The sequence below is a fragment of the Pseudomonas fjordensis genome (assembly GCF_976987115.1).
The window spans coordinates 1,408,263-1,430,779 of sequence record NZ_OZ336860.1 but is presented as its reverse complement, the minus strand read 5'-3'; the positions used below and the strand labels follow the sequence as shown (position 1 = coordinate 1,430,779).

The 22,517-nt window shown below is 59.1% G+C and carries 21 protein-coding genes; 15 read left to right on the top strand and 6 right to left on the bottom strand.

All coding sequences use genetic code 11. From position 1 onward, the window contains the following. Positions 1-206 precede the first annotated feature (206 nt). Together ACWHXD_RS06335 and ACWHXD_RS06330 are read right to left on the bottom strand one after the other, a co-directional pair. Positions 207-1,424, bottom strand: a complete 1,218-nt coding sequence (locus tag ACWHXD_RS06335; protein ID WP_003188984.1) for an argininosuccinate synthase — start codon at positions 1,422-1,424, stop codon at positions 207-209. Positions 1,425-2,079: 655 nt separating this feature from the next. Continuing rightward, complete coding sequence (locus ACWHXD_RS06330; RefSeq protein ID WP_044272152.1) at positions 2,080-2,988, bottom strand: flagellar protein MotY; 909 nt, start codon at positions 2,986-2,988, stop codon at positions 2,080-2,082. 156 nt (positions 2,989-3,144) lie between these two features. Here ACWHXD_RS06330 and pyrC point away from each other — a divergent pair, with 156 nt between their 5' ends. Continuing rightward, entirely contained in the window at positions 3,145-4,191 is a 1,047-nt protein-coding gene (gene pyrC, locus ACWHXD_RS06325) for a dihydroorotase (protein ID WP_032893318.1), read from the top strand. Beyond that, the gene (gene rnt / locus ACWHXD_RS06320) at positions 4,188-4,859 is read left to right on the top strand and encodes a ribonuclease T (RefSeq protein WP_003188980.1); all 672 of its coding nucleotides are present in this window, start codon (positions 4,188-4,190) and stop codon (positions 4,857-4,859) included. The genes pyrC and rnt overlap by 4 nt, the downstream gene beginning before the upstream one ends. A 498-nt stretch (positions 4,860-5,357) precedes the next feature. On the opposite strand, the gene ACWHXD_RS06315 is transcribed toward rnt, so the two are convergent. Continuing rightward, complete coding sequence (locus ACWHXD_RS06315; RefSeq protein WP_003172097.1) at positions 5,358-5,960, bottom strand: peroxiredoxin; 603 nt, start codon at positions 5,958-5,960, stop codon at positions 5,358-5,360. A 22-nt stretch (positions 5,961-5,982) separates the two neighbouring features. Here ACWHXD_RS06315 and ACWHXD_RS06310 point away from each other — a divergent pair, with 22 nt between their 5' ends. The 3 genes from ACWHXD_RS06310 (at position 5,983) to bfr (ending at position 7,095) form a co-directional block, all read left to right on the top strand. Next, on the top strand, positions 5,983-6,177 hold the full coding sequence (locus ACWHXD_RS06310; RefSeq protein WP_138183488.1) for a hypothetical protein: 195 nt from the start codon (positions 5,983-5,985) through the stop codon (positions 6,175-6,177). Positions 6,178-6,204: 27 nt separating this feature from the next. Continuing rightward, positions 6,205-6,423, top strand: coding sequence for a bacterioferritin-associated ferredoxin (locus ACWHXD_RS06305; protein WP_003188977.1), 219 nt, complete (start codon positions 6,205-6,207; stop codon positions 6,421-6,423). A 201-nt stretch (positions 6,424-6,624) separates the two neighbouring features. After that, a complete protein-coding gene (gene bfr, locus ACWHXD_RS06300) occupies positions 6,625-7,095 on the top strand; it encodes a bacterioferritin (protein ID WP_012722487.1) in 471 nt (156 codons plus the stop codon). A gap of 176 nt (positions 7,096-7,271) precedes the next feature. Here bfr and grxD read toward each other — a convergent pair whose 3' ends face one another. After that, entirely contained in the window at positions 7,272-7,610 is a 339-nt protein-coding gene (gene grxD, locus ACWHXD_RS06295) for a Grx4 family monothiol glutaredoxin (protein ID WP_138761401.1), read from the bottom strand. Positions 7,611-7,687: 77 nt separating this feature from the next. Next, entirely contained in the window at positions 7,688-9,796 is a 2,109-nt protein-coding gene (locus ACWHXD_RS06290; RefSeq protein WP_499083635.1) for a molybdopterin oxidoreductase family protein, read from the bottom strand. 433 nt (positions 9,797-10,229) lie between these two features. On the opposite strand from ACWHXD_RS06290, the gene argF reads away from it, so the two are divergent. Together argF and ACWHXD_RS06280 are read left to right on the top strand one after the other, a co-directional pair. After that, a complete protein-coding gene (gene argF, locus ACWHXD_RS06285) occupies positions 10,230-11,150 on the top strand; it encodes an ornithine carbamoyltransferase (RefSeq protein WP_032893323.1) in 921 nt (306 codons plus the stop codon). Further along, positions 11,147-12,256 carry an ABC transporter ATP-binding protein gene (locus ACWHXD_RS06280; RefSeq protein WP_032893324.1) on the top strand — a complete coding sequence of 370 codons (1,110 nt, stop codon included), beginning with the start codon at positions 11,147-11,149 and terminating at the stop codon, positions 12,254-12,256. The genes argF and ACWHXD_RS06280 overlap by 4 nt, the downstream gene beginning before the upstream one ends. A 654-nt stretch (positions 12,257-12,910) precedes the next feature. Here the strand turns inward: ACWHXD_RS06280 and ybaK are convergent. After that, positions 12,911-13,381, bottom strand: a complete 471-nt coding sequence (gene ybaK / locus ACWHXD_RS06275; protein WP_138761397.1) for a Cys-tRNA(Pro) deacylase — start codon at positions 13,379-13,381, stop codon at positions 12,911-12,913. Positions 13,382-13,706: 325 nt separating this feature from the next. Here ybaK and ACWHXD_RS06270 point away from each other — a divergent pair, with 325 nt between their 5' ends. The 8 genes from ACWHXD_RS06270 to ACWHXD_RS06235 all read left to right on the top strand — a co-directional run bounded on the left by ACWHXD_RS06270 (position 13,707) and on the right by ACWHXD_RS06235 (position 22,434). After that, positions 13,707-14,564, top strand: a complete 858-nt coding sequence (locus tag ACWHXD_RS06270) for an MIP/aquaporin family protein (protein WP_014717136.1) — start codon at positions 13,707-13,709, stop codon at positions 14,562-14,564. 76 nt (positions 14,565-14,640) lie between these two features. Next, the gene (glpK, locus tag ACWHXD_RS06265; RefSeq protein ID WP_032893327.1) at positions 14,641-16,146 is read left to right on the top strand and encodes a glycerol kinase GlpK; all 1,506 of its coding nucleotides are present in this window, start codon (positions 14,641-14,643) and stop codon (positions 16,144-16,146) included. A 73-nt stretch (positions 16,147-16,219) separates the two neighbouring features. Next, positions 16,220-16,975, top strand: coding sequence for a DeoR/GlpR family transcriptional regulator (locus tag ACWHXD_RS06260; RefSeq protein WP_003188962.1), 756 nt, complete (start codon positions 16,220-16,222; stop codon positions 16,973-16,975). A 286-nt stretch (positions 16,976-17,261) separates the two neighbouring features. Then, positions 17,262-18,800: a glycerol-3-phosphate dehydrogenase gene (gene glpD, locus ACWHXD_RS06255; protein WP_078802568.1), complete on the top strand. Its 1,539-nt coding sequence runs from the start codon at positions 17,262-17,264 to the stop codon at positions 18,798-18,800. A gap of 364 nt (positions 18,801-19,164) precedes the next feature. Then, the gene (locus tag ACWHXD_RS06250; protein WP_003188957.1) at positions 19,165-20,091 is read left to right on the top strand and encodes a glutamate/aspartate ABC transporter substrate-binding protein; all 927 of its coding nucleotides are present in this window, start codon (positions 19,165-19,167) and stop codon (positions 20,089-20,091) included. Positions 20,092-20,285: 194 nt separating this feature from the next. After that, positions 20,286-21,032 carry an amino acid ABC transporter permease gene (locus ACWHXD_RS06245; protein WP_003188956.1) on the top strand — a complete coding sequence of 249 codons (747 nt, stop codon included), beginning with the start codon at positions 20,286-20,288 and terminating at the stop codon, positions 21,030-21,032. Further along, a complete protein-coding gene (locus tag ACWHXD_RS06240) occupies positions 21,032-21,703 on the top strand; it encodes an amino acid ABC transporter permease (protein WP_032893330.1) in 672 nt (223 codons plus the stop codon). Before ACWHXD_RS06245 ends, ACWHXD_RS06240 begins: the two co-directional genes overlap by 1 nt. Continuing rightward, the gene (locus tag ACWHXD_RS06235) at positions 21,700-22,434 is read left to right on the top strand and encodes an amino acid ABC transporter ATP-binding protein (RefSeq protein WP_003188952.1); all 735 of its coding nucleotides are present in this window, start codon (positions 21,700-21,702) and stop codon (positions 22,432-22,434) included. The genes ACWHXD_RS06240 and ACWHXD_RS06235 overlap by 4 nt, the downstream gene beginning before the upstream one ends. The last annotated feature ends 83 nt before the right edge of the window (positions 22,435-22,517 follow it).

Genomic DNA, 22,517 nt, shown 5'->3' with positions numbered 1-22,517 from the left:
AGACATAGTTCCTCCCCAGATGTAAAAAATCATTCAAACTTAAAAACAAATGACAAAAACGGAAAATAATTGCGCAAGTTACGAAAAAAAATCCTTAAACACAGGCTAAACATTAATAAACAGCTCTGCTTTTAAAGCGCCCATAAAAACCCAGGCAAAAAAATGGCCCCTTGCGCAAGGGGCCATTTTCACAACAGGCGCACGACTCAGAACAACGAGCGGCCCTTGTTGGCAGCAATGCGCATGCGCAGTGCGTTCAACTTGATGAAGCCTGCCGCGTCCGCCTGATTGTAGGCCCCGCCGTCTTCTTCGAAGGTGGCGATGTTGGAGTCGAACAGCGACTCATCGGACTTGCGGCCGGTGACGATCACGTTGCCCTTGTACAGCTTCAGGCGTACGACACCGTTCACGTGAGCCTGGGAGGCGTCGATCATCTGTTGCAGCATCAGACGCTCTGGGCTCCACCAGTAACCTGTGTAGATCAGGCTGGCGTACTTGGGCATCAGCTCGTCTTTGAGGTGAGCGACTTCGCGGTCCAGGGTGATGGATTCGATGGCGCGGTGCGCGCGCAACATGATGGTGCCGCCTGGGGTTTCGTAGCAGCCACGGGACTTCATGCCCACGTAACGGTTCTCGACGATGTCGAGACGGCCGATACCATGCTGGCCGCCGATACGGTTCAAGGTCGCCAGTACGGTGGCCGGGGTCATTTCAACGCCGTCCAGCGCGACGATATCGCCGTTGCGGTAAGTCAGTTCCAGGTACTGCGCCTTGTCTGGAGCGTTCTCCGGGGAGACGGTCCATTTCCACATGTCTTCTTCGTGCTCGGTCCAGGTGTCTTCCAGCACGCCGCCTTCATAGGAAATGTGCAGCAGGTTGGCGTCCATCGAGTACGGCGACTTCTTCTTGCCATGACGCTCGATCGGGATGGCGTGCTTTTCAGCGTAATCCATCAGTTTTTCACGGGACAGCAGGTCCCATTCACGCCACGGCGCAATGACTTTCACGCCTGGCTTGAGTGCGTAGGCACCCAGTTCGAAACGGACCTGGTCGTTGCCCTTGCCGGTGGCGCCATGGGAAATGGCGTCGGCGCCGGTTTCGTTGGCGATCTCGATCAGACGCTTGGCGATCAATGGACGTGCGATGGAGGTACCCAGCAGGTACTCACCTTCATAGACAGTGTTGGCGCGAAACATCGGGAAGACGAAATCGCGGACGAACTCTTCGCGCAGGTCGTCAATGTAGATCTCTTTCACGCCCATGGCTTGCGCCTTGGCACGTGCAGGTTCGACCTCTTCACCCTGACCCAGGTCAGCGGTGAAGGTCACCACTTCACAGTTATAAGTATCCTGCAGCCACTTGAGGATCACCGAAGTGTCCAGGCCGCCGGAATACGCGAGAACGACCTTGTTTACGTCGGCCATGCCATCACTCCACGGGGTTGTACGGAAAGGCGACGATTCTACCGATCAAAACCGTGAAATTACAGGGGCGCGACAGCAAATGAAGATAAAGCGACAGATTATGTCGAGTGGGCGACCGATGGTCGCCTCGATGGAGCATAGGTATTTACACACCCTGGTAGCGTTCAACGGTAACCACGATGCGAAGCGAGTCGCTCTTGATCTTGCTCTTGATCTGCTTTTGATCTCAGGCGCCCCGTTAAACCACGCTGGCCGAACGCAGGCTTGAATTCGTGGGTAACCCGGCAGGACGCCGGGTTAGCCGCCCCGCGCCATGGATGGCGCGTGGCGGCGGCCCACGGATTCAAGACTGTGTTCGGGCACACCGAGCCTAGGCGAGGTGCCGAGTGGTGGGGCAAGAGCGTTTTGCTTACTTTTGCGCTTTTCAAAAGTGAGCCGCCGTCAGGGCGGAACCCTAAGTGGCCGTTACCTAAATAATGGATATGTACCCGGTCCAACTGTGTTGACTATTAGGCCGCCTTCGCAGGCAAGCCAGCTCCCACATTTGGATCGCAGTGCCTCAGGTAGATAGGCGCCGGCTGACAGGTCTTCGCGGGAGCAAGCTCCCTCGCCACAGTTTCGGCGTCATACCGAAGTTGCGTAGTTACCCATGCTCTTACGAGGTAGCCGCCGGGTTGCTAGGCGCAGTGGCCTGGGGCGCCGGCTTCTCAGGGGCAGCCACGCGCTCAAGCTGAATATTCACACGGCGGTTACGCGCACGGTTGGCAGCATTGGTGTTGGGCGCCAAGGGATAGCTTTCACCATGAAAACGCATGGTGATCTGCGATTCCTGAATGCCGTTGGCCTTGAAGTAGTCCATCACCGCCAGGGCACGGCGGCGCGACACGTCGCGGTTGGTCAGACGGTTGCCACTGTTGTCGGAATGGCCATTCAACTCGACATGATTGACCGTGGGATCGGCCTTCATGAAGGCCAGAATCACAGACAACTTCTTCTTGGCCGCCGCGTCCAGCTCAATGCCACCACCGGGGAAGCCGACTTCGGTCTGTTTGACCTGATCGTAATTCATGGGCAGCAGCTTGGTGGTGCACAGCTGATAATCGTTATAGGCCTTGTTGAACTTCACCGGCAACAGGCGAATTTCCGAGTAACCGCCTTCACGCCCGTAATGCCGCACGGTCGGGCTGCGCCCTTCGAGCAAGCCGGTGAACAGGCGACCGGCCTGGGCCTGGGAGCTATTGAACAGCACGTCGCCGCTGCCGACACGCACGGCCCCCAGGTTGATATCACCTCGGCCCGGTTGCCACGGCGCAGCAGCGGCCAACAGGGTTGCCGAGCCGGCGCCGAGGCTGCTGCCATAGGTTTTCAGACGAAACGTCGCCTGTTCGCCGGCCCGGCGTACGAATTCACCGGAACCGAAATCGGTGATCGGCTGGGTCAAGCGGCACTCGAACTGATCGCCCTCTACCTTCCACTCAATATTCTCCAGACGTGTCTGGAACGTGAGGGCCGCCGCAGGCAGGCTGGCGAACACACTGAGCAGGGCTAGATAATACTGGCGCACGGGAGGCTCCATGGGTTTCTACAACACTTCACAGCGTCATACATCGTTAAGGCATACCCGGAGATATCGGTAGCATCCGGCAAAACTTGATAGCGAGTGCCTGCAAGAGTCTTTTCCGGTAGCATTCCCACCAGATTGACCCGCCTGGAATCCCCAATGTCCGACCGCCTGACCCTGCTGCGTCCCGACGACTGGCATATTCATCTTCGCGATGGTGCTGCGTTACCCCAAACCGTGGCCGACGTGGCCCGCACGTTTGGCCGTGCCATCATCATGCCTAACCTGGTACCTCCGGTGCGCAATGCCGCAGAGGCCGACGCCTATCGCCAGCGCATCCTCGCTGCACGACCGGCCGGCAGCCGCTTCGAACCGTTGATGGTGCTCTACCTCACCGACCGCACCCAGCCTGAAGAAATCCGCGAAGCCAAGGCCAGCGGTTATGTGCACGCCGCCAAGCTGTACCCGGCAGGCGCAACCACCAACTCCGATTCCGGTGTAACCAGTATCGACAAGATCCTGCCGGCGATCGAAGCCATGGCGGAAGTCGGCATGCCGTTGCTGATCCACGGGGAAGTCACCCGTGGCGATGTGGACGTGTTCGATCGCGAAAAAATCTTCATCGATGAACACATGCGTCGTGTGGTCGAGCTGTTCCCCACGCTCAAAGTGGTGTTTGAACACATCACCACCGCCGATGCCGTGCAGTTCGTCAGCGAGGCGTCGGCCAACGTTGGCGCGACCATCACCGCCCATCACCTGCTCTACAACCGCAACCACATGCTGGTGGGCGGGATTCGGCCGCACTTCTACTGCCTGCCGATCCTCAAGCGCAACACCCATCAGGTAGCCCTGCTGGATGCCGCCACCAGCGGCAGCCCGAAGTTCTTCCTCGGTACCGACTCGGCGCCCCACGCCCAGCACGCCAAGGAAGCCGCATGCGGCTGCGCCGGCTGCTACACCGCGTTTGCCGCCATCGAGTTGTACGCCGAAGCGTTTGAACAGCGTAACGCGCTGGACAAGCTCGAAGGTTTCGCCAGCCTCAACGGCCCGCGTTTCTACGGCCTGCCGGCGAATACCGACCGCATTACCCTGGTTCGTGAAGACTGGACCGCCCCTGCCAGCCTGCCCTTTGGCGAGCTGACCGTTATCCCGCTGCGCGCCGGTGAAACACTGCGCTGGCGCCTGCTGGAGGAAAGCAAGTGAGTGAAGACCATTACGACGACGAACAAGAGCACGGCGGTGGCGGCTCGCGCCATCCGATGGCCGAGCGTTTTCGCGGCTATCTGCCGGTCGTCATCGACGTAGAAACCGGTGGTTTCAACTGCGCCACCGATGCCTTGCTGGAAATTGCCGCAACCACCATCGGCATGGACGAACAAGGCTTTGTGTACCCGGAGCACACGCATTTCTTTCGCGTAGAGCCCTTCGAAGGCGCCAATATCGAAGCCGCTGCCCTGGAGTTCACCGGGATCAAGCTCGACCACCCCCTGCGCATGGCGGTGAGTGAAGAAGCGGCGCTGACCGATATCTTCCGTGGCGTGCGCAAGGCGTTGAAGGCCAATGGCTGCAAACGCGCGATCCTGGTCGGCCACAACAGCAGTTTCGACCTGGGCTTCCTGAACGCCGCCGTGGCGCGACTGGACATGAAGCGCAACCCATTTCACCCGTTCTCCAGCTTCGACACCGCCACCCTTGCCGGCCTGGCCTACGGTCAGACCGTTCTGGCCAAAGCCTGCCAGGCCGCCGGTATCGACTTTGACGGGCGTGAAGCCCACTCGGCCCGCTACGACACCGAGAAGACTGCCGAGCTGTTCTGCGGCATCGTCAATCGCTGGAAACAGATGGGTGGCTGGGAAGACTTCAACGACTGAGCCCCCGATGAGCATAGGTACCTACACAATTTTGTAGGTTGTCGCAGCCCACGGTAACCACGATGCGAAGCGAGCCGCTCTTGATCTGCTTTTGATCTTGATCTCAGGCGCCCCGTTAAACCACGCTGGCCGAACGCAAGCGAGGTGCCGAGTGGTGGGGCAAGAGCGCTTTGCTTACTTTCGCGCTTTTCGAAAGTGAGCCGCCGTCAGGGCGGAACCCTAAGTGGCCGTTACCGCAGCAATGGATATGCACACAATCCAACTGTGTTACCTGCCAGGCCGCCTTCGCGAGCAAGCCCGCTCCCACAGTTGGATTGTGGGGTGTCAGGTGGAAAAGTGTCGGCTGGTAGGCCGTCATCGCAGGCAAGCCAGCTCCCACATTTAGAACGCGGCGCGTCAGTTAGATCAGCGTCGGCTGTCAGGCCGTCATGGGAGCAAGTCCCCACCCACAAAAAAACCGGCCTTCTCAGGCCGGTTTTTTTATACCGTGACGTTGGCTTACAGCTTGCCAGCGTTCTCGGTCAGGTAAGCCGCAACGCCTTCTGGCGAAGCGTTCATGCCTTTGTCGCCTTTTTTCCAGTTGGCAGGGCAGACTTCGCCGTGCTCTTCGTGGAATTGCAGCGCGTCGACCAGGCGGATCAGCTCTTCCATGTTACGACCCAGCGGCAGGTCGTTGATGATCTGCGAGCGCACAACGCCCTTGTCATCGATCAGGAACGCGCCACGGAACGCCACGCCGCCTTCGGACTCAACGTCGTAGGCCTTGGCGATGTCGTGCTTCATGTCGGCAGCCATGGTGTATTTGACTTTACCGATGCCGCCATCATTGATGGCGGTGTTGCGCCAGGCGTTGTGGGTGAAATGGGAGTCGATGGAAACCGCGACCACTTCAACGTTGCGCGCCTTGAAATCGTCCATGCGGTGGTCCAGGGCGATCAGCTCCGAAGGGCAGACGAAGGTGAAGTCCAGCGGGTAGAAGAACACCAGGCCGTATTTGCCTTTGATGGCTTCAGACAGTTTGAAGCTGTCAACGATTTCGCCATTGCCGAGGACGGCTGGTACGTCGAAATCCGGGGCTTGTTTACCGACGAGTACGCTCATTGGATATCTCCTGATGTAGGGGGTGACGATTGAAGTAAAAGGACAGGTCGAGTCTGCCGGTCAAAATCGACAGAAACATGACGCAATCACGCTTCGTAAAGACCGACCATCATACACCGAAAAAACCGTTCGTCAGCGCATGGGCGATGCGCGCTGGATTGTCGATGAAACTATTTTGACAATCATTCTCGTTAACATTAAGATCCATCGCACTTAAGCCATAAACCCGCGACGGTTCTCACTTATGTATGTCTGCCTCTGCACTGGCGTCACCGACGGACAAATCCGCGAAGCAATCTACGAAGGTTGCTGCAGCTATAAGGAAGTACGTGAGACCACCGGCGTTGCCAGCCAGTGTGGCAAATGTGCTTGCCTGGCCAAGCAAGTGGTACGGGAAACCCTGACGCAGCTGCAGACAGCCCAGGCCGCGCTCCCCTACCCAGCAGAATTTAAACACGCCTGAATAGGCATGTTTTGAAGAACCGGACCTAGTGTCCGGTTTTTTTATGCCATTAATTCAACTAGTTAGCGCTTAGACGCGGAACACAAACATTCTTATTCCGATTAATTTTCATTTATTATTCAATAACTTAGGTTTGACACTAGGATTTTCACCGCTCAGACTCTGCCCTATACACAGCTATTACAGGGCAGGACCCCAGTCATGAAAGGCGACATCTCAGTCATCCAGCAACTCAACAAAATCCTTGCCAATGAACTGGTCGCGATCAATCAGTACTTTCTGCATGCACGCATGTACGACGATTGGGGCCTGGAAAAGCTCGGCAAGCGTGAATACAAAGAATCGATCAAAGCCATGAAGGACGCCGACGCGCTGATCAAGCGCATCCTGTTCCTGGAAGGCCTGCCGAACGTGCAAGACCTGGGCAAGCTGAACATCGGCGAGCACACCCAGGAAATGATCAGCAGCGACCTGGGCTTTGAGCGCAAGAGCCACAGCGACCTGAAAGCCGCGATTGCCCACTGCGAAACCAAGGGCGATTTCGGCAGCCGTGAACTGCTGGAAGATATCCTGGAAGACCAGGAAGAGCATATCGACTGGCTGGAAACTCAACTGGGCCTGATCGACAAGGTCAGCCTGGAGAATTACCTGCAATCGCAGATGGGCGAATAACTGCGTTTGTTATCACTGTAGGAGCGAGCTTGCTCGCGAAGAACGTCAACGATCACGCAGCGCATCTGATTTAACGCGTTGCCTGGGCGACCTTCGCGAGCAAGCTCGCTCCTACAGAAAAGCTCAAAAAAAGCCCCGCTCTCTTGTGAGAAGCGGGGCTTTTTATTGCTCGCCAATCAGGCGTCAGTCTTGGCCGCTGCTTTTTGCGCCGCGTCCTTGATCAGCTCTTGAAGCGAACCATCAGCTGCCATTTCAGTGATGATGTCGCTACCGCCAACCAGCTCACCGGCTACCCACAGCTGCGGGAAAGTCGGCCAGTTGGCGTACTTTGGCAGGTTGGCGCGGATTTCAGGGTTTTGCAGGATATCCACGTAAGCGAACTTCTCGCCGCATTGCATGACGGCCTGGGACGCTTTTGCGGAGAAACCGCACTGAGGCGCGTTAGGTGCGCCCTTCATGTAAAGCAGAATGGTGTTGTTGGCAATCTGCTCTTTGATCGTTTCGATGATATCCATGGAACACCTCTGCAGGAACTTTGCGACTCACGGGTCGGCACGGTGGCGCATTGTAACGCAAAAATCCAGCAGGATGCTCAGGCCGCCGCCACCTTCACCGGTACGCCGTTGAGCGCCGCATTACCCGACAACTCATCCAATTGCCGCTCGTCGGTCAAGTCATTGGCACTCGCGCCCGGCTGGCTGTTCGCGATGCTCATCTGCACGCCCGGGCGACCGTGGCCCCAGCCGTGAGGCAGGCTGACCACGCCCGGCATCATGTCCGCACTGGCCACCACTTCCACTTCGATCATGCCGGTGCGCGAACTCACTCGCACCCGCTGGCCATCGCTCAACTGCCGACGGGTCAGGTCGTCGGGGTGCATCAACAGTTGATGGCGTGGCTTGCCCTTCACCAGCCGGTGATAGTTATGCATCCAGGAATTATTGCTGCGCACATGCCGTCGGCCAATCAGCAACAGTTCGTCGGCCACCGGCACCGGCTGCGCGGCGAAACGCGCCAGGTCTGCCAGGATCACCGTCGGTGCCGCTTGCACCTTGCCATCCGCGGTTTTCAAACGTGCCGCGAGGTTGGGCTTGAGCGGCCCCAGGTCCACGCCATGGGGATGATCCGCCAGCATGGCCACCGAGAGTTTATGACTGGATGCGTCGCCATAGGCACCCGCTCGCAGCCCGAAGTCGATCATCTGCGCCGGTGGCACGGTGGGCTTGAGCACCGCACCAGTGTGCGCCGCAAATGCCTTGGCCAGGCCGACAAAGATCTCCCAGTCATGCAACGCGCCCTCAGGCTTGGGCAGGATGGCACGATTGAAGCGCGTGACATTGCGCACCGCGAACAGATTGAAAGTGGTGTCGTAGTGATCGTTTTCCAGCGCCGAGGTGGAAGGCAGGATCAGGTCGGCATAACGCGTGGTCTCGTTGATATACAGATCGATGCTGACCATGAACTCCAACCCGTCCAGGGCTTGCTCCAATTGGCGACCGTTAGGCGTGGACAGCACCGGGTTGCCGGCCACCGTCACCAGGGCGCGGATCTGGCCCTCCCCCTCGGTGAGCATTTCTTCAGCCAGCGCCGACACCGGCAGTTCTCCACCGTACTCCGGGAGCCCGGACACGCGGCTCTGCCAGCGGTTGAAATGGCCGCCGCCGGTGGAGGCCACCAGGTCCACCGCTGGGCTGGTGCAGAGCGCGCCGCCGACGCGATCCAGATTGCCGGTCACCAGGTTGATCAGTTGCACCAGCCAATGGCACAGCGTACCGAACGCCTGGGTCGAGACGCCCATGCGGCCATAACAGACAGCCTTATCAGCGCCGGCGAAGTCCCTGGCCAACTGGCGAATCTGTTCGGCAGGCACCGCACACTGGCGGCTCATGGCCTCAGCATCGAAGCCGGCAATCGCATTGCGTACATCATCCAGGCCTTGCACCGGCAAATGGCTGTCGCGTGTCAGCCCTTCGGAGAACAAAGTGTTGAGCACCCCAAACAACAACGCCGCATCGCCGCCGGGGCGTACGAACAGGTGCTGGTCGGCGATGGCCGCCGTTTCACTGCGCCGAGGGTCGACCACCACCACTTTACCGCCCCGTGCTTGGATGGCCTTGAGGCGTTTCTCCACATCGGGCACGGTCATGATGCTGCCATTGGAGGCCAGCGGGTTGCCGCCGAGGATCAACATAAAATCGGTCTGGTCGATGTCTGGGATGGGCAGCAATAGGCCGTGGCCGTACATCAGGTGACTGGTGAGGTGATGAGGCAACTGGTCTACCGAGGTCGCGGAGAAACGATTGCGCGTCTTCAACAGCCCTAGAAAGTAGTTGCTGTGGGTCATCAACCCATAGTTATGCACGCTGGGGTTGCCCTGATACACCGCCACCGCGTTCTGGCCATGCCGCGCCTGGATGCCCGCCAGCCGTTCGGCCACCAGGGCAAAGGCGTCATCCCAGGCAATCGGCTGCCATTGGCTGCCCACCCGCAGCATGGGTTGGTGCAGACGGTCCGGGTCGTTCTGGATGTCCTGCAGGGCCACGGCCTTGGGGCAGATGTGGCCGCGACTGAAACTGTCCAGAGGGTCGCCCTTGATCGAGGTGATCGCCAAGCTGCCGTCTTCGGCTTGGGTGGTTTCCAAGGTGAGGCCGCAGATGGCTTCGCACAGGTGGCAGGCACGGTGGTGGAGAGTCTTGGTCATGGCCAGTCTCTTTTATAGGGGCTTTGGCTCAACTATGGGCCGCACGCCCGTGGGGCGCCAGCAACCTTCGCGTTGTGAATCGACGGGCATAGGCCAGGGCATGGCTAAGCATGAGCAAATATTTCAGAAACCTTGCCCACAGGCGCTGAAACCGACGCGACCTGGCCCAAGCCCGCCCCCGCGCATTGCAAAAGGCCTGGACGCCAGTGTACAAATGGCTCGCTGCTGTCAGGAAATCGTCTTCAAACGCGCGCCAGCGCCCTGCTTGAACACCCCTAAAACCGTAGCCCTATTGGTAAAACGCGACATTTAATGTCAATATCGCGTCTTCCCCTATTTCGTCGCCCCGTGCGGCTTTCGCCGCAGGTCTCGCCCGTTGTCGCAATAAACAAGGCTTTGAGTATCTGCGGTCTGTTGCAAAAGGTAGTTAATGATGAGCGCAAGGCACTTTCTCTCCCTGATGGATTGCACGCCCGAAGAGCTGGTCAGCGTGATCCGTCGAGGCATTGAGCTTAAAGACCTGCGTAACCGCGGCGTACTGTTTGAGCCTTTGAAAAACCGTGTACTGGGGATGATTTTTGAAAAGTCCTCGACCCGCACACGCCTGTCGTTCGAGGCCGGCATGATCCAGCTGGGTGGCCAGGCGATCTTCCTGTCACCGCGCGACACCCAATTGGGCCGTGGTGAGCCGATCAGCGATTGCGCCATCGTGATGTCGCGCATGCTCGACGCCGTGATGATCCGTACCTTCGCCCACAGCACCCTGACCGAATTTGCCGCCAACTCCCGTGTGCCCGTGATCAACGGCCTGTCCGATGACCTGCACCCCTGCCAGTTGCTGGCCGACATGCAAACCTTCCTCGAACACCGTGGCTCGATCCAAGGCAAGACCGTGGCCTGGATCGGCGATGGCAACAACATGTGCAACAGCTATATAGAAGCGGCGATCCAGTTTGACTTCCACCTGCGTATCGCCTGCCCTGAAGGCTACGAGCCCAGCGCCGAGTTCATGGCCAAGGCCGACGGTCGAGTGCAACTGCTGCGCGATCCAAAAGACGCAGTGATCGGCGCGCACCTGGTCAGCACCGACGTCTGGACCTCCATGGGCCAGGAAGACGAAACCGCCAAGCGCCTGGCCCAATTCGCGCCGTTCCAGGTGACTCGCGCGTTGCTCGACCTGGCCGCGCCGGACGTGCTGTTCATGCACTGCCTGCCCGCCCACCGGGGCGAAGAAATCAGCCAGGACCTGCTCGACGATCCGCGCTCAGTCGCGTGGGATCAGGCCGAGAACCGCCTGCATGCGCAAAAAGCCTTGCTCGAATTCCTCGTACCACCGTCGTACCACCACGCATGAGCCAGCCATTACTGCTGAACCTGCGCAATCTGGCATGCGGCTATCAAGACCAACGCGTGGTGCAGAACCTCAACCTGCACCTCAACGCCGGCGATATCGGTTGCCTGCTCGGCTCTTCGGGCTGCGGCAAGACCACCACCCTGCGCGCCATTGCGGGCTTTGAGCCGGTGCATGAAGGCGAAATCAGCCTGGCGGGCGACGTCATCTCCCGTGCCGGTTTCACCCTGGCACCGGAGAAACGTCGCATCGGCATGGTGTTCCAGGACTACGCGTTGTTCCCGCACCTGAGCGTGGCTGACAACATCGCCTTTGGCATTCGCAAACACCCGCAAAAAGAGCGCGTGGTCGCCGAGTTGCTCGAACTGGTCAACCTGAAGAACCTGGGCAAGCGCTTTGCCCATGAGCTTTCCGGTGGCCAGCAACAACGTGTCGCCCTCGCCCGCGCCCTGGCGCCGGAGCCGCAACTGCTGTTGCTGGATGAACCCTTTTCCAACCTCGATGGCGAACTGCGCCGCAAGCTCAGCCATGAAGTTCGCGACATCCTCAAAGCTCGCGGCACCAGCGCGATCCTGGTGACCCATGACCAGGAAGAGGCCTTCGCCGTCAGCGATCACGTGGGGGTCTTCAAGGAAGGCCGACTAGAGCAGTGGGACACGCCCTACAACCTCTATCACGAACCGCAAACGCCTTACGTCGCCAGTTTCATCGGCCAGGGGTATTTCATCCGTGGCCGGCTGAACTCGCCGGAATCGGTCAGCACTGAACTGGGCGACCTGCGCGGCAACCGAGCCTATACCTTGCCAACCGGTGCTGCGGTGGATGTACTGCTGCGCCCGGATGACATCGTGTATGCGCCGGACAGCGCGTTGAAAGCCCGGATCGTCGGCAAGACTTTCCTCGGCGCCTCGACCTTGTACCGATTGCAACTGCCGACCGGCGCGCAATTGGAATCGATTTTCCCCAGCCATGCCGATCACCAAGTGGGCGCAGAGGTGGGGATTCGTGTGGCGGCTGAACACCTGGTGTTGTTCCAGGCATCCGGCAGCACAGCGGCGCAGATTCCCGCCGTTGAGTCAGGCGTGCGCCGCCACAGCGTCGCTCACTGATAAAGCCGGATCAAACTGTGGGAGCTGGCTTGCCTGCGATAGCAGCCGACGGTAACCACAATGCGAAGCGAGCCGCTCTTGATCTTGATCTGCTTTTGATCTCAGGCGCCCCGTTAAACCACGCTGGCCGAACGCAGGCTTGAATTCGTGGGTAACCCGGCAGGACGCCGGGTTAGCCGCCCCGCGCCATGGATGGCGCGTGGCGGCGGCCCACGGATTCAAGCCTGTGTTCGGGCACACCGAGCCTAAGCGAGGTGCCGAGTGGTGGGGCAAGAGCGTTTTGCTTACTTTTGCGCTCTTTTCAAAAGTGAGCCGCCGTCAGGGCGGAACCCCAGGTGGCCGTTACCGCAGAAATGGATATGTACGCTGTATAACTGTGTTGACTGTCAGGCCGCCTTCGCGAGCAAGCCCGCTCCCACAGTTTGATCTCTGAGTGTCAGGTAGAGAAGTGTCGGCTGGGAGGGCGTCATCGCAGGCAAGCCAGCTCCCACAATTGGATAGCAGTGTGCCAGGTAGTTCAGCGTAGGTTGGCAGGCCGTCACGGGAGCAAACTCCCTCGCCACAGGTTCAGCGTCACTCCAAAGCGATGAAGATACCTATGCCTATCTCTGTCAAGCCACACATTTGAGAGCCATGGCCTTCAAAAAATGCTTATCAGGCCCGGCCGATCGGTGCAAATTTGGCCTGGGTGTGTTCCGCCAACACCGACGCCGGCAATTCAACTTCCAAACCCCTCCTACCCGCGCTGACAAAAATCGCTGCAAAGGGTTGCGCCGTTTCATCAATAAACGTGCGCAGCCGCTTCTTCTGCCCCAACGGGCTGATGCCGCCCAACAGATAACCCGTGGAACGCTGCGCTGCTGCCGGGTCTGCCATTTCGACTTTCTTCACACCCGCAGCATGAGCCAGGGCTTTCAAGTCCAGACTTCCGACGACCGGCACCACCGCCACCAACAACTCCCCCTTCTCGCTGCACGCCAGCAGCGTCTTGAACACCTGGGCCGGGTCGAGGCTCAATTTTTCCGCGGCCTCCAGCCCATAGGATGCCGCCTTGGGATCATGTTCATAACTATGGATACGATGTTCGGCGCGAACTTTTTTCAACAAGTCCAATGCGGGGGTCATAGCGGCTCCTGGCGGGCAAACTGATGGCCAATTCTAGGCCAAGACCGCCTGAAACGCTCTAGCACAGCCCTATTACCGCTAAAGCGACTCGCCCTGCCCATGATCATTCACCACACCAATAGTTCGGAAATGACCAATGGTTCACTTTCGACCTTTGACAGCGGTCATTCTTGTCTATATTTTTTCGTTTCCGAATACCGTAGGAATAATCCTCTGGTACTCCGCAGTAAGCCGCGATCCAGGATGGGGATCCTTGTCGCGGTGAATATCGCGCAATTGCCCGTTGAGGCGGTGCGCAAGACAAGAACAACAATTGAGGTTTTCCATGACAACTGCTCTTCAACAGCCTTCACTTTCGAGCCAATGCATGGCCGAATTCCTGGGCACCGCGCTGCTGATCTTCTTCGGTACAGGATGCGTCGCCGCGCTCAAGGTCGCGGGTGCGAGCTTTGGCTTGTGGGAAATCAGTATCATCTGGGGGGTCGGCGTGAGCATGGCGATCTACCTGAGTGCCGGTATTTCCGGGGCTCACCTCAACCCGGCGGTCAGTATCGCCCTGTGCATCTTTGCCGATTTTGAAAAGCGCAAACTGCCCTTCTATATTCTCGCCCAGGTCGCCGGCGCCTTCTGCTCCGCCGCCCTGGTGTACACGCTCTACAGCAACCTGTTTTTCGATTACGAACAAACCCACCACATGGTCCGCGGCTCCCAAGCCAGCCTGGAATTGGCCTCGGTGTTCTCAACCTACCCCCATGCACTGCTGAGCACGGCCCAGGCATTCCTGGTGGAGATGGTCATCACCGCCATCCTGATGGGCGTGATCATGGCCCTTACCGATGACAACAACGGCCTGCCACGCGGCCCGCTGGCGCCCCTGCTGATCGGCTTGCTGATCGCGGTGATTGGTAGCGCCATGGGCCCGCTGACCGGCTTTGCGATGAACCCGGCTCGGGATTTCGGTCCCAAGCTGATGACCTTTTTCGCCGGTTGGGGTGAAATGGCCTTTACTGGCGGTCGCGATATTCCTTACTTCCTTGTACCGATTTTCGCCCCGATTGTCGGCGCATGCCTCGGTGCTGCAGCCTATCGCGGGCTGATTGCTCGCCACCTGCCGAGCGCCGCACCGGCTATCGCTGAAGAAACACCTGACACGGCTGTCAACGGCAAGACTCGTATTTCCTGAAAGCGCCAGCCTGGTCCCCTGCCCTTCGCGGCCCAGGCTGATTTCTGACTTCCTTATTTCGTCCAAGGCAATTGACATGACCGACCTTCAGAATAAGAACTACATCATTGCCCTTGATCAGGGCACTACCAGTTCCCGGGCGATCATCTTCGATCGTGACGCCAACGTGGTGTGTACCGCCCAGCGTGAATTCGTCCAGCATTACCCGCAGGCTGGCTGGGTCGAACATGACCCGATGGAAATCTTCGCCACCCAGAGCGCGGTGATGGTCGAAGCGCTGGCCCAGGCCGGCTTGCACCATGACCAGGTGGCCGCCATCGGCATCACCAACCAGCGTGAAACCACCGTGGTCTGGGACAAGATCACCGGCCGCCCGATCTACAACGCCATTGTCTGGCAGTGCCGCCGCAGCACCGAGATCTGCCAGCAGCTCAAGCGCGACGGCCATGAGCAATACATCAGCGACACCACGGGCCTGGTGACCGACCCGTACTTCTCCGGCACCAAACTCAAGTGGATCCTCGACAACGTCGAAGGCAGCCGCGAACGCGCGCGCAATGGCGAACTGCTGTTCGGCACCGTCGACAGCTGGCTGATCTGGAAATTTACCGGCGGCAAGACCCACGTCACCGACTACACCAACGCGTCGCGCACCATGCTCTTCAACATTCACACGCTGGAGTGGGATGCGAAGATGCTGGAGATTCTCGACATTCCGCGGGAAATGCTGCCGGAAGTGAAGTCGTCGTCAGAAATCTATGGCCGCACCAAGAGCGGTATCGCTATCGGCGGCATTGCCGGTGACCAGCAAGCCGCCCTGTTCGGCCAGATGTGCGTGGAAGCGGGCCAGGCCAAGAACACCTACGGCACCGGCTGCTTCCTGCTGATGAACACAGGCGACAAGGCGGTCAAATCCAAGCACGGCATGCTCACCACCATCGCCTGCGGCCCACGCGGCGAGGTGGCCTACGCCCTGGAAGGCGCAGTCTTCAACGGCGGCTCCACCGTGCAATGGCTGCGTGACGAGCTGAAAATCATCAACGATGCCCACGACACGGAATACTTTGCCGGTAAGGTCAAGGACAGCAACGGCGTGTACCTGGTACCCGCCTTCACCGGCCTCGGCGCGCCCTACTGGGACCCGTATGCCCGTGGCGCACTGTTCGGCCTGACCCGTGGCGTACGCGTCGACCACATTATTCGCGCAGCCCTGGAGTCGATTGCCTACCAGACCCGCGACGTCCTCGACGCCATGCAACAGGACTCCGGCGAACGCCTCAAGGCCCTGCGCGTGGACGGCGGCGCGGTCGCCAACAACTTCCTGATGCAGTTCCAGGCCGACATCCTCGGCACTCAGGTAGAACGCCCGCAAATGCGTGAAACCACTGCCCTCGGCGCGGCCTACCTGGCCGGCCTGGCGTGTGGCTTCTGGGGCAGCCTGGACGAGCTGCGCGGCAAGGCGGTAATCGAGCGCGAGTTCGAGCCACAGTTGGATGAGGCGGCCAAAGAGAAACTCTACGCCGGCTGGCAAAAAGCCGTGAGCCGCACCCGTGACTGGGAGCCGCACGAAGGCGCTGAATAAGGTTGTAACTGGCAGGGAGCGGATTCCTGCGTCATCATGGGCCACTTTTGTATGGCAGCCCAAAGGACGCCCCATGAATCTGCCTCCCCGCCAACAACAAATCCTCGAACTGGTCCGCGAACGCGGCTACGTCAGTATCGAGGAAATGGCGCAGCTATTCGTTGTCACCCCGCAAACCATCCGCCGCGATATCAACCAGCTGGCGGACGCCAACCTGTTGCGCCGCTACCACGGCGGCGCAGCCTATGACTCCAGTGTCGAGAACACCGCGTACGCCATGCGTGCCGACCAGATGCGCGACGAGAAGCAACGCATCGGCGAAGCCATTGCCGCACAGATTCCCGATCACGCCTCGCTGTTCATCAACATCGGCACCACCACCGAATCCATCGCCCGTGCGCTGCTCAATCACAGCCACCTGAAAATCATCACCAACAACCTCAACGTCGCCACCATGCTCAGTGCCAAGGACGACTTCGATGTGTTGCTCACCGGCGGCAATGTGCGCCGTGACGGTGGTGTGGTGGGCCAGGCCAGTGTCGACTTCATCAACCAGTTCAAGGTCGACTTTGCCCTGGTGGGCATCAGTGGTATCGACGAGGACGGCAGCCTGCTGGACTTCGATTACCAGGAAGTGCGGGTTTCCCAGGCCATTATCGCCAATGCGCGACAAGTGATTCTGGCGGCAGACTCCAGCAAATTCGGGCGCAATGCCATGATTCGCCTGGGGCCGATCAGCCTGGTGGACTGCCTGGTGACTGACCAACAGCCGGTGCCGGCGTTGGTGCAGGTGTTGAATGAGCATAAGGTGCGGCTGGAGGTCGTGTAGCGCCTGTACCGCCGCCTTCGCGAGCAAGCCCGCTCCCACATTTGATCGAGTTCCAACATGGGAATGCGGTCAAATGTGGGAGCGGGCTTGCTCGCGAAAGCGATCTATCCAATAGCCCATACCTCAAGCCTGTCACAGGCTCATGTTCACAAATTTTCCTTTCCCCACCCTTCGATGAGTTTTTTCAATCGAAGTCGGGTGGCTGTGCTCGCAATTATCAGCTACCATTTTCGCAAATGAACATTAATGTTCGAATTCCAAGACGAAAAGATCGCGAGGCTAGCCGATGAACCCTTCCACCTTGCCTGCTCCACCGCTTGCCGAAGTCTATGACGTTGCCGTAATTGGTGGCGGGATCAATGGCGTCGGGATTGCAGCAGACGCAGCCGGTCGCGGTTTGTCGGTATTCCTTTGCGAAAAGGATGACTTGGCCAGCCACACCTCATCGGCCAGCAGCAAGCTGATCCACGGTGGCCTGCGTTACCTGGAACACTACGAATTCCGCCTGGTGCGCGAAGCCCTGGCAGAACGTGAAGTGCTGCTGGGCAAAGCGCCGCACATCGTCAAGCAAATGCGCTTCGTACTGCCGCACCGCCCGCACCTGCGCCCAGCGTGGATGATTCGCGCCGGCCTGTTCCTGTATGACCACTTGGGCAAGCGCGAGAAACTGGCAGGCTCCAAAAGCCTCAAGTTTGGCGCCGACAGCCCGCTGAAAAGTGAAATCACCCGAGGCTTCGAATACTCCGACTGCTGGGTCGATGACGCCCGCCTGGTCGTGCTCAACGCCATGGCAGCCCGCGAGAAAGGCGCGCACATCCACACGCAGACCCGTTGCGTCAGCGCCCATCGCAGCAACGGCCTGTGGGAAATGAACATGGAGCGTGCCGACGGCAGCCTGTTCTCGATCCGCGCCCGCGCGCTGGTGAATGCTGCCGGCCCTTGGGTGGCCAAATTCATCAAGGACGACCTGAAGCTGGACTCGCCCTACGGCATCCGCCTGATCCAGGGCAGCCACCTGATCGTGCCGCGCCTGTACGAAGGCGCCCATGCGCACATCCTGCAGAACGAAGACCAGCGCATCGTCTTCACCATTCCGTACCTGAACCACTTGACCATCATCGGCACCACCGACCGCGAATACACCGGCGACCCGGCTGCAGTGGCGATCACCGAAGGTGAAACCGACTACATGCTCAAGGTGGTCAACGCGCACTTCAAGAAACAACTGAGCCGTGACGATATTGTCCACACCTACTCCGGCGTGCGCCCGCTGTGCAACGACGAGTCGGATAACCCATCGGCCATCACGCGTGATTACACCCTGGCCTTGTCCGGCGGCACCGGCGAAGCGCCGATCCTGTCGGTATTCGGCGGCAAGCTGACCACCTATCGCAAACTGGCTGAGTCGGCCATGGCCCAACTGGCGCCGTACTTCACCCAGATGCGCCCAAGTTGGACTGCCACGGCGAGCCTGCCCGGCGGCGAAAATATGAGCACCCCTGAAGCCCTGGCCGACGCCATCCGCGCCAAGTTCGACTGGGTACCGAGCGAGATCGCCCGCCGCTGGTCCACCACTTACGGCAGCCGCACCTGGCGCTTGCTGGAAGGAGTGCAATCGCTGGCCGACCTGGGTGACCACCTGGGTGGCGGCCTCTATACCCGCGAAGTCGACTACCTGTGCACCGAAGAGTGGGTGACACAACCGCAGGACGTGCTGTGGCGCCGCACCAAGCTTGGCCTGTTCACCACCGAGCAGGAACAGGAAAACCTGCAACGCTACCTGTCCAAGGTCGAGCAGAGCCGCGGCAAGATCGAAGCCGCCTGACCGCCCTACCGTGTAGGAGCGAGCTTGCTCGCGAAAAACCTGAGAGCGCCGCGTTTATTCAGCATAAACGCGGCGCTTTTGCGTTTTTCGCGAGCAAGCTCGCCCCTACGGACTATTCGGTTTTCCGAACACGCCCCTCTGCCCTATTCGGTTTGCCGGACTATCGACCGAAAATATCGCCGAAACAAAAAGTTAATTTCCATATAAATCATGAAGTTATCCTTTTGTTTTCGGTATGGCACGACTCATGCTCTACACTCTTCAACGATTGCCTGAGGCGCCTTAGGAGCCGTCACGGGCAGTCGCTATACAAGAGAGCCGTTCAGCTGGCTTCATAAAAAAAACAAATGTCGAGGAAGTATTGATGCGCATCGTTCCCCATATCCTGGGCGCAGCTATCGCTGCTGCTCTGATCAGCACTCCAGTTTTTGCCGCCGAACTCACCGGCACACTGAAGAAAATCAACGACTCCGGCACCATCACTCTCGCTCACCGCGACAGCTCCATTCCGTTTTCCTACATCGCGGATGGCTCGGGCAAACCCGTGGGCTACTCCCACGACATCCAGTTGGCCGTCGTCGAGCAGCTGAAAAAAGACCTGAACAAACCCGACCTCAAAGCCAAGTACAACCTGGTGACCTCGCAAACCCGTATCCCGCTGATCCAGAACGGCACCGCGGATCTGGAGTGCGGCTCCACCACCAACAACACCGAACGCGCCCAGCAAGTTGATTTCACCGTCAACATCTTCGAAATCGGCACCCGTTTGCTGGTCAAGAAAGACAAGGAAGGCAAGCCGTCCTACGCTGACTTTGCCGACCTGAAAGGCAAAAACGTGGTGACCACCGCCGGCACCACGTCCGAGCGCATCATTAAGGCGATGAACGCCGACAAGCAGATGGGCATGAACGTCATCTCCGCCAAAGACCACGGCGAATCCTTCCAGATGCTCGAAAGCGGCCGCGCCGTTGCATTCATGATGGACGACGCCCTGCTGGCCGGTGAAGAAGCCAAGGCCAAGAAGCCGGACGACTGGGTCATTACCGGTACTCCGCAGTCCTTCGAAGCCTACGCTTGCATGGTTCGCAAAGGCGACCCGGACTTCAAGAAAGCCGTGGATGACGCCATCGTCGCCCTGTACAAGTCCGGCGAGATCAACAAGATCTACGCCAAATGGTTCGAAAGCCCGATCCCACCAAAGGGCCTGAACCTGAACTTCCCGATGAGCGACAAGGTTAAGGAGCTGATCGCTAACCCTAGCGACAAACCAGCGCCAGAAGTAAAAATCTGATACCTGACTAAGCTTATGTCCTGAGGGAGCCAACCCTCCCTCAGGCGTCTGTAATTACCTGCTGGCTTTAACTTGGAACACTCGACCTGGCGGTTTTCGAGCCGATCGTGTGTGCCTGGCGTTCAACGTCAGGCGGGAACGGATCTTCCCCAAGCGGGTGCTTGTACATCGATCGATCTCGAGGGGAGACCCTAATGAATTACAACTGGGACTGGGGCGTGTTCTTCAAGTCCACCGGCGTGGGCAGCGAGACTTATCTCGACTGGTACCTCTCCGGGCTGGGCTGGACCATCGCCATCGCTATCGTGGCATGGATTATCGCCTTGCTGCTGGGCTCCATTCTGGGGGTCATGCGCACTGTGCCAAACCGCCTCGTATCGGGCATCGCGACCTGCTACGTGGAACTGTTTCGTAACGTGCCGCTGCTGGTTCAGCTGTTCATCTGGTACTTTCTGGTACCGGACATGCTGCCGCAGAACCTGCAGGACTGGTACAAACAAGACCTGAACCCGACCACCTCGGCCTACCTGAGTGTCGTGGTGTGCCTGGGCCTGTTCACCGCCGCCCGTGTGTGCGAGCAAGTGCGTACCGGTATCCAGGCGCTGCCACGCGGCCAGGAATCCGCGGCGCGCGCCATGGGCTTCAAGCTGCCCCAGATCTACTGGAACGTGCTGCTGCCCCAGGCTTACCGCATCATCATTCCGCCGCTTACCTCGGAATTTCTCAACGTGTTCAAGAACTCCTCCGTGGCGTCCTTGATCGGCTTGATGGAACTGCTGGCGCAAACCAAACAGACCGCCGAGTTCTCGGCCAACCTGTTTGAAGCCTTCACCCTGGCCACGCTGATCTACTTCACCCTGAACATGAGCCTGATGCTGCTGATGCGCGTGGTCGAGAAGAAAGTCGCAGTGCCCGGCCTGATCTCCGTGGGGGGCAAATAATGGAATTCGATTTCAGCGGCATCATCCCCGCCATTCCAGGCCTGTGGAACGGCATGGTCATGACCTTGAAGCTGATGGTCATGGGCGTGGTCGGCGGCATCATCATCGGGACTATCCTGGCCCTGATGCGCTTGTCGTCCAATAAACTGCTGTCCCGCGTGGCCGGCGCCTACGTGAACTACTTCCGCTCGATCCCGTTGCTGCTGGTGATCACCTGGTTCTACCTGGCGGTGCCGTTCGTGTTGCGCTGGATCACCGGTGAAGACACCCCTATTGGCGCGTTCACCTCCTGCGTCGTGGCGTTCATGATGTTCGAGGCCGCGTACTTCTGCGAAATCGTCCGAGCCGGTGTGCAGTCGATTCCCAAGGGCCAGATGGCGGCGGCACAAGCCATGGGCATGACCTACGGCCAGACCATGCGCCTGATCATCCTGCCCCAGGCGTTTCGCAAGATGACACCGTTGCTGCTGCAACAGTCGATCATCCTGTTCCAGGACACCTCCCTGGTCTACACCGTGGGCCTGGTGGACTTCCTCAACTCCGCCCGCTCCAACGGCGACATCATCGGCCGCTCCAACGAGTTCCTGATCTTTGCCGGTGTCGTCTACTTCATCATCAGCTTTTCCGCCTCGCTGCTGGTCAAGCGTCTGCAAAAAAGGTTTGCCGTATGATCTCTATCAAGAACATCAACAAGTGGTATGGCGACTTCCAGGTGCTGACCGATTGCAGCACCGAGGTTAAAAAAGGCGAAGTGATCGTGGTGTGCGGGCCATCCGGCTCGGGCAAATCCACCCTGATCAAGTGCGTCAACGCACTGGAACCGTTCCAGAAGGGCGATATCGTGGTCGACGGCACCTCCATCGCCGACCCGAAGACCAACCTGCCAAAACTGCGCTCGCGCGTGGGCATGGTGTTCCAGCACTTCGAGCTGTTCCCGCACCTGACCATCACCGAAAATCTGACCATCGCGCAGATCAAGGTGCTGGGCCGCAGCAAGGAAGAAGCTACCAAGAAGGGCCTGCAACTGCTCGACCGCGTGGGCTTGTCGGCGCACGCCCACAAGCACCCTGGCCAGCTCTCCGGCGGCCAGCAACAACGTGTGGCGATTGCCCGCGCCCTGGCCATGGACCCGATCGTCATGCTGTTCGACGAACCGACCTCGGCGCTGGACCCGGAAATGGTCAACGAAGTGCTCGACGTGATGGTGCAACTGGCCCATGAAGGCATGACCATGATGTGCGTGACCCACGAAATGGGCTTTGCGCGCAAAGTGGCCGACCGCGTGATCTTCATGGACGCCGGCAAGATCATCGAAGACTGCCCCAAAGAAGAGTTCTTCGGCGACATCAGCGCCCGCTCCGAGCGTGCGCAGCACTTCCTTGAGAAAATTCTGCAGCACTAAAAGCAACTCGCTCCTGCCCTGTAGGAGCGAGCTTGCTCGCGAAAGACGACAACGATAACGCGTGTATCCTGAATTAACGCGCT

Excerpts from the sequence above, each read along its gene's own strand:
- glpK (WP_032893327.1), top strand. The coding sequence starts at position 14,641 with ATGACCGACCTTCAGAATAAGAACTACATCATTGCCCTTGATCAGGGC.
- argF (WP_032893323.1), top strand. The coding sequence starts at position 10,230 with ATGAGCGCAAGGCACTTTCTCTCCCTGATGGATTGCACGCCCGAAGAG.
- glpD (WP_078802568.1), top strand. The coding sequence starts at position 17,262 with ATGAACCCTTCCACCTTGCCTGCTCCACCGCTTGCCGAAGTCTATGAC.
- ACWHXD_RS06240 (WP_032893330.1), top strand. The coding sequence starts at position 21,032 with ATGGAATTCGATTTCAGCGGCATCATCCCCGCCATTCCAGGCCTGTGG.
- ACWHXD_RS06290 (WP_499083635.1), bottom strand. The coding sequence starts at position 9,796 with ATGACCAAGACTCTCCACCACCGTGCCTGCCACCTGTGCGAAGCCATC.
- ACWHXD_RS06250 (WP_003188957.1), top strand. The coding sequence starts at position 19,165 with ATGCGCATCGTTCCCCATATCCTGGGCGCAGCTATCGCTGCTGCTCTG.
- ACWHXD_RS06280 (WP_032893324.1), top strand. The coding sequence starts at position 11,147 with ATGAGCCAGCCATTACTGCTGAACCTGCGCAATCTGGCATGCGGCTAT.
- ACWHXD_RS06260 (WP_003188962.1), top strand. The coding sequence starts at position 16,220 with ATGAATCTGCCTCCCCGCCAACAACAAATCCTCGAACTGGTCCGCGAA.
- ACWHXD_RS06245 (WP_003188956.1), top strand. The coding sequence starts at position 20,286 with ATGAATTACAACTGGGACTGGGGCGTGTTCTTCAAGTCCACCGGCGTG.
- ACWHXD_RS06270 (WP_014717136.1), top strand. The coding sequence starts at position 13,707 with ATGACAACTGCTCTTCAACAGCCTTCACTTTCGAGCCAATGCATGGCC.
- bfr (WP_012722487.1), top strand. The coding sequence starts at position 6,625 with ATGAAAGGCGACATCTCAGTCATCCAGCAACTCAACAAAATCCTTGCC.
- ybaK (WP_138761397.1), bottom strand. The coding sequence starts at position 13,381 with ATGACCCCCGCATTGGACTTGTTGAAAAAAGTTCGCGCCGAACATCGT.
- grxD (WP_138761401.1), bottom strand. The coding sequence starts at position 7,610 with ATGGATATCATCGAAACGATCAAAGAGCAGATTGCCAACAACACCATT.
- pyrC (WP_032893318.1), top strand. The coding sequence starts at position 3,145 with ATGTCCGACCGCCTGACCCTGCTGCGTCCCGACGACTGGCATATTCAT.
- ACWHXD_RS06315 (WP_003172097.1), bottom strand. The coding sequence starts at position 5,960 with ATGAGCGTACTCGTCGGTAAACAAGCCCCGGATTTCGACGTACCAGCC.
- ACWHXD_RS06235 (WP_003188952.1), top strand. The coding sequence starts at position 21,700 with ATGATCTCTATCAAGAACATCAACAAGTGGTATGGCGACTTCCAGGTG.
- ACWHXD_RS06335 (WP_003188984.1), bottom strand. The coding sequence starts at position 1,424 with ATGGCCGACGTAAACAAGGTCGTTCTCGCGTATTCCGGCGGCCTGGAC.
- ACWHXD_RS06305 (WP_003188977.1), top strand. The coding sequence starts at position 6,205 with ATGTATGTCTGCCTCTGCACTGGCGTCACCGACGGACAAATCCGCGAA.